The organism is Streptomyces sp. NPDC052012 (assembly GCF_040689265.1).
In the GTDB taxonomy this organism is placed as follows: domain Bacteria; phylum Actinomycetota; class Actinomycetes; order Streptomycetales; family Streptomycetaceae; genus Streptomyces.
In genome coordinates, this window is the sequence record NZ_JBFAXA010000033.1 from 67,585 (window position 1) to 79,688 (window position 12,104).

Annotated in this window: 8 protein-coding genes and 1 riboswitch; of the genes, 1 reads left to right on the top strand and 7 read right to left on the bottom strand. The window is 73.8% G+C overall.

Annotation, left to right across the window (positions count from 1 at the left end):
* The first annotated feature begins 93 nt into the window (after window positions 1-93).
* Window positions 94-822: a permease gene (locus tag AB0412_RS33025; protein ID WP_366406289.1), complete on the top strand. Its 729-nt coding sequence runs from the start codon at window positions 94-96 to the stop codon at window positions 820-822.
* A gap of 29 nt (window positions 823-851) precedes the next feature.
* Here AB0412_RS33025 and cobI read toward each other — a convergent pair whose 3' ends face one another.
* From cobI to AB0412_RS33060, 7 genes are read right to left on the bottom strand one after another with little or no spacing between them, the layout of a single operon-like run.
* Window positions 852-1,583, bottom strand: a complete 732-nt coding sequence (cobI, locus tag AB0412_RS33030; RefSeq protein WP_366406290.1) for a precorrin-2 C(20)-methyltransferase — start codon at window positions 1,581-1,583, stop codon at window positions 852-854.
* Window positions 1,580-2,959, bottom strand: a complete 1,380-nt coding sequence (locus tag AB0412_RS33035; RefSeq protein WP_366406291.1) for a cobyrinate a,c-diamide synthase — start codon at window positions 2,957-2,959, stop codon at window positions 1,580-1,582. The genes cobI and AB0412_RS33035 overlap by 4 nt, the downstream gene beginning before the upstream one ends.
* On the bottom strand, window positions 2,959-3,558 hold the full coding sequence (gene cobO / locus AB0412_RS33040) for a cob(I)yrinic acid a,c-diamide adenosyltransferase (RefSeq protein ID WP_366406292.1): 600 nt from the start codon (window positions 3,556-3,558) through the stop codon (window positions 2,959-2,961). Before cobO ends, AB0412_RS33035 begins: the two co-directional genes overlap by 1 nt.
* Window positions 3,558-5,546 carry a putative cobaltochelatase gene (locus tag AB0412_RS33045; protein WP_366406293.1) on the bottom strand — a complete coding sequence of 663 codons (1,989 nt, stop codon included), beginning with the start codon at window positions 5,544-5,546 and terminating at the stop codon, window positions 3,558-3,560. Before AB0412_RS33045 ends, cobO begins: the two co-directional genes overlap by 1 nt.
* Window positions 5,543-9,211 (bottom strand): cobaltochelatase subunit CobN, encoded by a 3,669-nt coding sequence (gene cobN, locus AB0412_RS33050; protein WP_366406294.1) that lies wholly within the window; start codon window positions 9,209-9,211, stop codon window positions 5,543-5,545. Before cobN ends, AB0412_RS33045 begins: the two co-directional genes overlap by 4 nt.
* The gene (locus AB0412_RS33055; protein WP_366406295.1) at window positions 9,208-10,719 is read right to left on the bottom strand and encodes a cobyric acid synthase; all 1,512 of its coding nucleotides are present in this window, start codon (window positions 10,717-10,719) and stop codon (window positions 9,208-9,210) included. The genes cobN and AB0412_RS33055 overlap by 4 nt, the downstream gene beginning before the upstream one ends.
* The gene (locus AB0412_RS33060) at window positions 10,716-11,657 is read right to left on the bottom strand and encodes a cobalamin biosynthesis protein (RefSeq protein ID WP_366406296.1); all 942 of its coding nucleotides are present in this window, start codon (window positions 11,655-11,657) and stop codon (window positions 10,716-10,718) included. Before AB0412_RS33060 ends, AB0412_RS33055 begins: the two co-directional genes overlap by 4 nt.
* 150 nt (window positions 11,658-11,807) lie before the next feature.
* A riboswitch (cobalamin riboswitch) is annotated at window positions 11,808-11,880 on the bottom strand.
* Between the last annotated feature and the right edge of the window lie 224 nt (window positions 11,881-12,104).

Here is a 12,104-nt window from a genome sequence, read left to right on the forward strand (position 1 = left end):
TCCTGCGAGACAAGGGGGAAGGGGGTCACAAAGTGGGTGGGGGAGCGGCTGTCACGCGTGCGCGAGCCGGTGCCGATCGGATACGAAGAGCACATGGCGGTCCTCGTCGCGCTCGGCGCGTTCCTGATGACGCTGGCCGGCGGCTGGACGGCACACCGAGTGACCGACCGCCGCCATCTGGTGCTGGGCCTGGCCGGCGGCCTGATGCTCGGCGTGGTCGGCCTGGAACTCCTGCCGGAGTCCCTGGAGGCGGCGGGCACGGAGGTGTACGGCGTACCGGCGGCCCTGCTGCTGTTCGTCGCCGGTTTTCTCCTCGCGCACCTGGTGGAACGCCTGCTGGCCCACCGTCAGGCCGCGCACGGGGGAGAGGAGAGCGACGGCCGCACCCCCGAGGTCGGCCTCACGGCCGCCGCCGCGATGGTCGGGCACAGCGCCATGGACGGTGTGGCGATCGGCGCGGCCTTCCAGGTGGGCGGTGGCATGGGCGCGGCCGTCGCGGTGGCCGTGATCGCCCACGACTTCGCGGACGGCTTCAACACGTACACGCTCACCAGCGTGTACGGGAACGCCCACCGCAGGGCCCTCGTCATGCTCGTCGCCGACGCGGCGGCCCCCGTCGCCGGTGCCGCCTCGACCCTGCTCTTCACCCTCCCCGAGCCGCTCCTCGGCGGCTATCTCGGTCTGTTCGGCGGCGCGCTGCTCTACCTCGCGGCGGCCGAGATCCTTCCCGAGGCCCACCACGCCCACCCGGCCCGCTCCACGCTGCTGTGCACGATCGCCGGGGTGCTGTTCATCTGGCTGGTGGTGGGCACGGCCCACTGACCGCGCCGACGTCAACGGGCTCCGGCGGCTCACAGTTTGCCGCCCCGCCCGCCGTCCCGCCGCGGCGGCGCGATCAGCGTCGACAGATACGGCAGCGGCGCCCCGTCCAGCTCGGCGGCCGGCCGCACGGACTCCTCCGGCAGCCCGAGCGCGGAGCCCCACACGGCACCCTCCAGCCGCCCGGCCTCCCGCAGCGCCTCGGCGACCTCGCCCGCCTGCCGCCCGAACTTGTACGCCACGACGGTCCCCGGTCCGGCGAGGGCCTCCTTCAGCACAGCGGCCCCCGCGGTCACCGGCACCAGCGTCAGCGGCTCGGTCCCCTCCGTCAGCACGGCCCCGGACCGCGCTGCGAGATCCTGCATAGCGGTGATGCCCGGCACCGTCTCGACGACCGTGTCCGGCACCAACTCGGCGACGGTCTGCGCGAGATAGGTGAACGTGGAGTACACGTTGGGATCCCCGATGGTCGCGAACGCGACGCGGCCGTGCTCCCGCAGCAGGGCGGCGACCCGCTCACCGGCCGCGTCCCAGGCGGCCTCCCGCCGCGCCCGGTCGGTCCGCTCGTTCAGCGCGAACACCACCCGGACGACTTTCTCCTCGGGCACGTAGTGCAGCACGGTCGCCTCGGCCCGCCCCCGCTCGCCGGTGTCCATGACCGGCACGACGACGGCGTCGGCGGCCCGCAGGGCGTTCACACCCTTGACGGTCACCAGCTCAGGATCGCCGGGACCGACTCCGACCCCGACCAGATGGCTGCTCATGACGTCCGGCACCTCTCCACGAACCGATGGGCGACACCGGGCTCGGACGCCCAGTGCGTGTGCAGATAGCTCGCGTGCACACCGCGCTGTACAAAACCCTCGACACGCGGCTCCGGGGCCCGCACACCCCAGGCGGGCGCGTCCCCGGCCCCCGGCTCGACGACCGTCCGGTGGAACTCGTGCCCCCGCATCCGCGTCCCGGCGGCGGCGAGGGAACTGTCCCCGACGGCCACGGCGTCCCGGTACCCGAGGGTGAGCCGCTCGCTCATCCGCGCGGAGGCGTCCAGCACCCCGCACATGGGCAGGCCGTCCAGCTCCCGGCACAGGTAGAGCAGCCCGGCGCACTCGGCGGCGACGGGCGCGCCGCTCTGCGCGAGCGCGGCGACGGACTTGCGCAGCCGCTCGTTGGCGGACAGCTCGGCGGCGTAGACCTCGGGGAAACCGCCGCCGATCACCAACCCGGCGGTTCCTTCGGGCAGCTCCTCGTCCCGCAGCGGATCGAAGGTGACGATCTCGGCCCCGGCGGCGGCGAGGAGCTCCGCGTGCTCGGCGTAGGAGAAGGTGAACGCAGATCCACCGGCGACGGCGACGACTGGTGTGCGTCTGTGGGCCGACACTTCCGTGTGGTGGGTGGGCGAGGCGGGGGTCCAGGGGGCGGAACCCCCTGGTACGGCACCGGCAGTACGGGCCAGCGACTCCAGCGCTGCCAGGTCACACCCCTCGGCCACCAGCCGAGCCATCGCCGCGACGGACTCCACCGCCTCGGCCCGCCGCTCGGCGACCGGCACCAGCCCCAGATGCCGCGACGGCGTATCCACGTGCTGGGCCCGCCGCAGAACCCCCAGAACAGGCACCCCCGTCGACTCCAGCGCCTCCCGCAACAACGCCTCGTGCCGGTCCGACGCGACCTTGTTCAGGATCACGCCCCCGACCCGCACCTCGGGATCCCAGCTCACAAAGCCGTGCACCAGCGCCGCCACCGACCGCGACTGCGACGACGCGTCCACGACGAGCACCACCGGCGCCCGCAGCAGCTTCGCGACCTGCGCGGTGGACGCCAGTTCGCCCTCCCCCGCCGCACCGTCGTACAGCCCCATCACACCCTCGACGACGGCGATGTCGCACCCGCGCGCACCGTGCAGGAACAGCGGCCCGACCGACTCGGGCCCGCACAGGTACGCGTCGAGGTTCCGCCCCACCCGCCCGGTGGCGAGCGCGTGGTACCCGGGGTCGATGTAGTCCGGCCCCACCTTGTGCGGGGACACGGCCAGCCCCCGCGCGGTGAGCGCGGCCATCAACCCCGTGGCCACGGTGGTCTTGCCGCTGCCGGACGACGGCGCGGCGATGACCAGCCGGGGGACACGGACCGGGGACATCACCACTCGATGCCCCTCTGCCCCTTCTGCCCGACGTCCATGGGGTGCTTCACCTTGGACATGTCGGTGACGAGATCCGCGAACTCGACGAGCTTCTCGGGCGCGTTCCGCCCCGTGATCACGACGTGCTGCGTCCCCGGACGGCTCCGCAGCACCTCCACGACCTCATCGGTGTCCACCCATCCCCAGTGCATCGGATAGGCGAACTCGTCCAGCACGTACAGCCGGTACGTCTGTGCGGCCAGATCCCGCTTGACCTGCTCCCAGCCCTCCCGTGCCTTCTCCTCGTTGTCCAGCTGCGCATCGCGCTGCACCCAGGACCAGCCCTCGCCCATCTTGTGCCAGGCGACGGACCCGCCCTCACCGGAGTCGCCGAGCACCCGCAGCGCCCGCTCCTCGCCGACCTTCCACTTGGCCGACTTGACGAACTGGAACACCCCGATCGGCCACCCCTGGTTCCAGGCCCGGAGCGCCAGCCCGAAAGCGGCGGTGGACTTGCCCTTCCCGACACCCGTGTGCACGACGACGAGGGGACGATTGCGCCGCTGACGCGTCGTCAGCCCGTCGTCCGGCACCACACTCGGCTGCCCCTGCGGCATTACGCGGCCCTCCTCTGTACGGCCTTCACCAGTCCGGCGATCGAGTCCGCCCGCAGCTCGTCCAGCGTCACGGCCGTTCCGCCCAGCTCCCCGGCCAACTGCCCGGCGAGCCCCAGCCGCACCGGCCCCGACTCGCAGTCCACGACCACCGACGCGACCCCCTCCGCCGCGAACAGCCGCGCCGCGCGATGGGCCAGCGCGACCGGCTCCGGACCACCGGTGGCCCGTCCGTCCGTCACGACCACGACCAGCGCCCGCCGTGCGGGATCCCGCAGCCGCTCCACCCGCAGCACCTCGTGCGCCCGCAGCAGCCCGGCCGCGAGCGGCGTCCGCCCGCCCGTGGGCAGCGCCTCCAGCCGGGCCGCCGCCGCGTCCACCGACGACGTGGGCGGCAACGCCACCTCGGCCGCCGACCCCCGGAAGGTCACCAGACCCACCTTGTCCCGCCGCTGGTACGCATCCAGCAGCAGCGACAGCACGGCGCCCTTCACCGCACTCATCCGCTGCCGGGCCGCCATCGAACCGGAGGCGTCGACGACGAACAGCACGAGATTCCCCTCGCGCCCCTCGCGCACCGCCTGCCGCAGATCGTCCCGCCGCACCACCAGCCCCGGACCGCTGCGCCCCCGCGCCCGCTGATGCGGCGCGGCGGCCTGCACGGTCGCCGCCAGGTGCAGCTTGGTCAGCGCACCCCGCGGCCGCCGTGCCCCGGTGGTCCGCCCGTGCTCGGTCCGGGCCCGCGAACGCCGCCCGGCGGCACCCTCACCGATGCCGGGAACACTCAGCACCTTCGCCCGGAACGGCTCCGCAGCCCTGGCAGCGGCCTGCTCCCCGGCACCCGACGGCCGCGGCTCCCCGCCCTCCCCGGCCTCGGGACGGGCGCCGGTGTCCCCGCCCTGCGGCCCGTCGTCCGGCGCGGGCTGCCCGCCACCGCCGCCGGGTCCGCCGCCGTCCCCGTCGGGATCCGGGTCGTCGTCGCCGGAGAACTCCTCCAGCGTCCGGTCGAGCTTGTCCTCGTCGAGTCCCGGCGCGTCGAAGGGATTGCGGCGCCGCCGGTGCGGCAGCGCCAGCAACGCCGCCTGCCGGACATCCTCCGCCAGCACATCGGTCCGGCCCGCCCAGGCCGCCAGGGCGGTCGCCGTGCGTGCCATCACGATGTCGGCGCGCATGCCGTCCACCTCGAACGCGGCGCAGGTCGCCGCGATCTGCCGCAGCGCACCGTCCCCCAGCCGCACCGACGGCAGCACCTCCCGCGCGGCCACGATCCGCTGCCGTACGGCGGCCTCCTCCTGAGCCCAGCGCGCCGCGAAGGCGGCCGGGTCGTCGTCATGGGCGAGCCGGCGCCGGACGACCTCCACCCGGGTCTCCGGCTCCCGCGAGGCCGCGACCTCGACGGTCAGCCCGAACCGGTCGAGCAGCTGGGGCCTGAGCTCCCCCTCCTCGGGGTTCATGGTCCCGACCAGCAGGAACCGCGCGGCATGCCGGACGGAGACACCCTCACGCTCGACGTAGGAGGCGCCCATCGCGGCCGCGTCCAGCAAGAGGTCCACCAGATGGTCGTGCAGCAGGTTGACCTCGTCGACGTACAGGATCCCGCGATGCGCGTCCGCGAGCAGCCCCGGCTCGAAGGCCTTGACGCCCTCGGCCAGCGCCCGCTCGATGTCGAGCGCGCCGACCAGCCGGTCCTCGGAGGCACCGACGGGCAGCTCGACCATGCGCGCGGGTCGCGTCGTACCGCCCCCGCTCTCGTGCGGCCCGTCCGGACAGCCCGGGTCGGGCGAGGCGGGATCGCAGGAGAAGCGGCAGCCGGGCACCACGGCGACCTCCGGCAGCAGCGCCGAGAGGGCCCGCACCGCCGTCGACTTGGCGGTGCCCTTCTCACCGCGCACCAGCACACCGCCGACCGCCGGGGAGACGGCGTTCAGCAGCAGCGCGAGCCGCAGATCGTCCTGGCCGACGACGGCCGTGAACGGAAACGGGGTGGTCACTTGTCGTCGCCCTCCAAGTCGCCCTCGAGCTCCAGGTACGTCGCGCGCAGCCGCTCCAGCGTGTCCGCGTCCGGCTCCGCCCACAGCCCCCGGTCGGCGGCCTCCAGCAGCCGCTCGGTGATGCCGCGCAGCGCCCACGGGTTGGACTTCTTCATGAAGTCCCGGTTCTCCGGGGCGAAGACGTACTCGGCGCTGAGCTTCTCGTACATCCAGTCGTCGACGACCCCGGCCGTGGCGTCGTAGCCGAAGAGGTAGTCCACCGTGGCCGCCATCTCGAAGGCGCCCTTGTAGCCGTGCCGGCGCATCGCCGCCATCCAGCGCGGGTTGACCACGCGGGCACGGAACACCCGGTGCGTCTCCTCGCCCAGCGTGCGTGTCTTCACCTGGTCCGGTGTGGCCGAGTCACCGACGTACGCCTCCGGGCTCGCCCCCGTCAGATGGCGCACCATGGCCACCATCCCGCCGTGGTACTGGAAGTAGTCGTCCGCGTCGACGAGGTCGTGCTCGCGCGTGTCCACGTTCTTCGCGGCGACGGCGATCCGCCGGAACGCCGTCTCCATGTCCCCGCGCGCCGCCCGCCCGTCGAGCCCGCGCCCGTACGCGTAGCCGCCCCACACCGCGTACACCTCGGCCAGGTCCGCGTCCGACCGCCAGTTGCGTGCGTCGATCAGCGGCAGCAGGCCCGCTCCGTAGGCCCCCGGCTTGGAACCGAAGACGCGGGCCGTCGCGCGCCGCCGGTCACCGTGCGACGCCGTGTCCTCCTCCACGTGAGCCCGTACGTAGTTGGACTCGGCCGGCTCCTCCAGCTCCGCCACCGCGCGCACCGCGTCGTCGATCAGCCCCACCACGTGCGGGAACGCGTCCCGGAAGAAGCCCGAGATCCGCACGGTCACGTCGATGCGCGGCCGCCCCAGCTCCTGGAGCGGCACCACCTCGAAACCGGTCACCCGCCTCGACGCGTCGTCCCACACCGGACGGCACCCGAGCAGCGCCAGGATCTCGGCGATGTCGTCGCCCTGGGTGCGCATCGCGGACGTGCCCCACACCGTGAGGCCCACCGACTTCGGGTACTCACCGGTGTCCTGCAGATAGCGGGCGACCAGCGAGTCCGCCAGCGACTGACCGACCTCCCAGCTCAGCCGGGACGGGATGGCCTTGGGGTCGACGGAGTAGAAGTTCCGGCCGGTCGGCAGCACGTTCACCAGGCCACGCGTCGGCGAGCCCGACGGCCCGGCCGGGACGTATCCGCCGTCCAGCGCCCGCAGGATGTGCCCGATCTCGTCGGTCGTGCGGGCCAGCCGCGGCACGACCTCCGTGCAGGCGAACTCCAGCACGGCCACGGCGTCCGGCAGCCCCGTGCCCAGTACCTCCCGCACCAGCGCCGGGACCCGCTCGGCCGCCCAGCCGCGCTCCTCCATCCCCTCCGCGAACCGCCGGCACAACTGCTCCAGCAGGTCGATCGCGTCGGCGGCGGTGCGCGCCGGCCCGTCCACCAGGTCGGTCAGCTCGACCGGCACCTTCACCGGCGCGCCCGGTTCGGCCAGCAGGTCCTTCTCCACCAGCCCGAAGTGCGCGCCGAGGCAGGCCCGCAGACCCGGCAGCGCATGCGCCTGCCCGCCCCACACCTGCGCGGCGCGCAGCACCGCCAGCACCAGGTTCACACGCGGCTCACCCACCGGTCCGCCGCCCAGGACGTGCAGACCGTCCCTGATCTGCACGTCCTTGATCTCGCACAGGTAGCCGTCGATGTGCATGACGAACTCGTCGAACGCGTCGTCGTCCGGCTGTTCGTCGACGTGCAGGTCGTGGTGCAGCTCGGCCGCCTTCACCAGCGTCCAGATCTGCGCCCGCACCGCCGGCGCCTTCGCCGGGTCCAGGTCGGAGACCAGCGCGTACTCGTCGAGCAGCTGCTCCAGCTTCGCCAGATCGCCGTAGGTGTCGGCGCGGGCCATCGGCGGGACCAGGTGGTCGACCACCGTCGCGTGCCCGCGCCGCTTGGCCTGGGTGCCCTCGCCGGGGTCGTTGACGATGAACGGGTAGATCAGCGGCAGGTCGCCGAGCACCGCGTCCGGGGCGCAGCCCGCGCTCAGCCCGAGCCCCTTGCCCGGCAGCCACTCCATCGTGCCGTGCTTGCCCATGTGCACGATCGCGTCGGCGCCGAAGCCCCCCTTGGATGTCGCGGCCTCCAGCCAGCGGTAGGCGGCCATGTAGTGATGGGACGGCGGCATGTCGGGGTCGTGGTAGATCGCGATGGGGTTCTCCCCGAAGCCGCGCGGCGGCTGGATCATGACCACGACGTTCCCGAACTGCAGCGACGCCAGCACGATGTCGTCGCCGTCCACGTACAGCGAGCCCGGCGGCTCGCCCCACGCCTCGGTCATCGCCTCCCGCAGCCCGGGGTCCAGCCTCTCGAACCACGCCCGGTAGTCGGCCAGCGGCACCCGTGCGGGCGCGGCGGCCAGCTGGTCCTCCGTCAGCCACTCCACGTCGTGCCCGCCGGCCTCGATCAGCCGGTGGATCAACTCGTCGCCACCGGCCGGGTACTCGGTGAGCGAGTACCCCGCGTCCCTGAGCGCGTCCAGCACCCGCACCGCCGACGCCGGGGTGTCGAGGCCGACCGCGTTGCCGACCCGCGAGTGCTTCGTCGGGTACGCGGTGAAGATCAGCGCGAGCCTCTTCTCGGCGTTCGGCTTGTGCTTCAGCGCCGCGTGCCGCACGGCGATCCCGGCGACCCGCGCGGCCCGCTCCGGGTCGGCGACGTACACCGGCACGTCGTCCGGGCCCTGCTCCTTGAAGGAGAACGGGACCGTGACCAGCCGCCCGTCGAACTCCGGGATGGCCACCTGCATCGCCGCGTCCATGGGGGACAGGGCGGCGTCCGACTCCTCCCACGCGGCGCGCGAGGAGGTCAGGCACAGTCCCTGCAGCACCGGGACGTTCAGATCGGCGAGCGCCCCGATGTCCCACGCCTCCTCGTCGCCGCCCGCCGACGCCTGCGAGGCGTGCGTGCCGCCGGCCGCGAGGACGGTGGCGACCAGGGCGTCGGCCCTGGACAGCAGCGCGTAGAGCTCCGGGTCCGCTCCCCGCAGCGAACCGCAGTACACCGGCAGCGCGTTGGCGCCCCGCGCCTCGATCGCGTCGCACAGCGTGTCGACGAACGCGGTGTTGCCGCTGAGCTCGTGCGCCCGGTAGAAGAGCACCCCGACGGTCGGGCGGCCCTCGACCAGGGCGCGCTCGCCGTGCACGCCGTACGCGGGCATCCGCCGAGGTTCGTCGAACCCCTCGCCGGTCAGCAGCACGGTGTCGGACAGGAACCGGGCCAGCTGCGTGAGGTTGGCCGGTCCGCCCTCGACCAGATAGCGCAGCGCCTCCGCCACCACACCCGCGGGGACCGACGACTCGGCCATCAGCTCGGCGTCCGGGACGGCCTCTCCGCCGAGCAGCACGGTCGGGACACCGGACGCCTTCAGCGCGGCCAGCCCGTCCTCCCAGGCCCGCTTGCCGCCCAGCAGCCGTACCACGGCGACGTCCGCGCCCTCCAGCAGCGCGGGCAGCTCGTGCGTCACGTCCACGCGGGTCGGGTTGCCGATCCGGTACGAGGCGCCGGACGCCCGGGCCGCCAGCAGATCGGTGTCGGCGGTCGACAACAACAACACAGTGCTCATGCGGGCGCTCCCGGTGGAATGAAAGGCAGTCCTTGTGGCGCGCCGGACTCGATGAGCCGCCACAGCGCGTCCGTGTCCGCGTGCTGTTCGATCAGGTCGCCGAGCCGGTCGAGCTGCTCCTCGCGCAGCGCGGCGAACGAGGTGTCGGGGGCCGGGACGAAGCGGCGGCCCGCGGCGGCGGCCACCGCGCGCAGGAACGCCCGCCGGAAACCGTCCGACTCCAGCGAGCCGTGCCAGTGCGTGCCCCAGGTCTGCCCGACCCGGCAGCCGTCCAGGAACGGTTCACCGCCGGTGACTTCGGCGACGCCGTGATGGATCTCGTACCCCTCGACGGCCTCCCCGAGGGCCTCGCCGACGGGCCGGGTGAGGGTCTTCTCGCGGGCGAACCGCACCCGCACGGGCAGGATCCCGAGCCCCATCACATGCCCCTGCCGGCTCTCGACCTCGTCCTCGATGTGCTCGCCGAGCATCTGGAAGCCGCCGCAGATGCCGAGCACCGGTCGCCCCTCGGCCGCCCGCCGCCCGATCGCGTCCGCGAGGCCGCGCTCCCGCAGCCACCGCAGCGCCCGCACGGTCCCGCGCGTCCCCGGGATCACCACCAGGTCGGCGTCCGCCAGTTCCTCCGGCCGGTCCACGAACCGCACCACGACACCCGGTTCGGCGGCCAGCGCGTCCACGTCCGTGAAGTTGGACATCAGCGGCACCGCGCACACGGCGACCCGCAGCACGTCCTCGCCGACCGGCGCGGCCACCACCGACTCCCGCACGGCGCCGCGCAGCGACACCCGCAGCCCGTCCTCCTCGTCGATGCCGAGCCCGTGCCGGAAGGGCAGCACGCCGTACGTGCGCCGGCCGGTGAGGCCGTGGAGCATGTCGAGGCCCGGCTCCAGCAGCGACACATCGCCCCGGAACTTGTTCACCAGGAACCCGGCGACCAGCTCCTGGTCCTCGCGGGAGAGCAGCGCGACGGTGCCGAAGAACGAGGCGAAGACACCGCCGCGGTCGATGTCGCCGACGACGAGCACGGGGAGCCGCGCACCCCGCGCGATCCCCATGTTCACGATGTCGGTCCGGCGCAGATTGATCTCCGCCGGACTGCCCGCCCCCTCACAGATCACCGCGTCATACGTGCCCCGCAACTGCTCCAGACAGTCCAGCACCGTGCCCAGCAGCCGCTGTTGCCGCCCGCCGTGGTAGCCGCGCGCGCTCAGCTCACCGACCGGCTTGCCGAGCAGAACCACCTGACTGCTCTGCTCGCCGCCCGGCTTGAGCAGCACCGGGTTCATCAGCGCGGTCGGCTCCAGGCGGCAGGCCTGCGCCTGCATGGCCTGCGCCCGGCCGATCTCGGCGCCCTCCCGGGTCACGAACGAGTTCAGCGACATGTTCTGCGCCTTGAACGGCGCGACCTTGACGCCCTGCCGCACCAGCCACCGGCAGATCCCGGCCGTCACCACACTCTTGCCGGCGTCCGACGTGGTCCCGGCGACCAGCAGCCCCCCACCACTCATGACCTGCGCCCCTTCCAGACCGTCCGTGCCGCGGCGCCGACCCCGAGGGCGAGCCAGCCGACCCGCCGCGAGAGCCGTACCGCCCGTTCGATGTCGGGCACGGTCACGGCCCGCCCGCCGCCGTTGAGCACCGGCCGGTGCTCGACGCGCCCGCCGTAGGACAGCGTCCCGCCGAGCCGCACACCCAGCGCGCCCGCGAAGGACGCCTCCACGGGCCCGGCGTTGGGGCTCGGGTGCCGGCCGGCGTCCGCCCGCCAGGCCCGCACGGCACCCCTCGGATCCGGTCCGGTGAGCGCGGCGAGTACGGCGGTCAGACGCGCCCCCGGCCAGCCGGCGACGTCGTCCAGGCGGGCGGAGGCCCAGCCGTAGCGGCGGTAACGGGGGGACTTGTGGCCGACCATGGCGTCCAGCGTGTTGACGGCGCGGAAGCCGAGCAGCCCCGGCACCCCGCCGACGGCGCCCCACACCAGGGCGCCCACCACCGCGTCGGAGGTGTTCTCGGCGACGGACTCCACCACCGCGCGGGCGATCCCGTCGGCGTCCAGCGCCTGCGGGTCCCGCCCGCACAGATGCGGCAGCCGCGCCCGCGCCGCCTCGACGTCCCCGGCCTCCAGGGCACGCCCGATGGTGCGGGCCTCCCGGGCGAGCGAGGTCCCGCCGACGACGGCCCAGGTGGCGACGCCGGTCAGAGCGACGGAGGCGGCGGGGGAGGAGCGCACGCAGCGGGCGGCCAGGCTGCCGAGGGCGACGGTCCCGCCGACACACACGGCGGTGTGCGCGGCGCCCCAGCCGCGGTGGTCCCGCCACAACACCCGTTCCACGGCGGCCGCGGCCCGCCCGAAAGCGGCGACCGGATGCCCGCGGCGGGGATCGCCGAGCAGCAGGTCGCCGAGGAGGCCGGCGGCGGCGCCGTACGCGAACACGCGATCGGCACCCACGGGTTCAGCCGGTGACGGATCCGGCGGAGATGCTCCCGGACGCCCCGGGCCGGGGCCGGGCGTCGCTGGTCGACCTCAACAGGCAGCCGCGCATGGCGATATGTCCTCACTCAGGGTGTCCGCGCCCTGGTTCGACGAGACCGGCGGTGAGAGTTCCTGGCTCCCGGGGTGTCCACCCCGGTGACAGTGGCGGGACCGCGCCGGACTTCCACCGGCTTCCTCTCCTGCCGCCGCACTTGGCTCCGGCAGTCCACCACGCCTGCGGAAGGGCCGTCAACTTGCCGTTGACCTGCGAGGCTGAAGTGTGCTGAGGCCCACAGAGGGGTGCGGGTGAGGGAACGCCGACGGGTGGGGGGGGGCGGGGGCCCCCCCCCCCCCCCCCCCCCCGGAGTGCCGCGCCCGGCCCCGCGGACGGCCAGCAAAAAAAAAAAAAAGTAAAAGAAAACA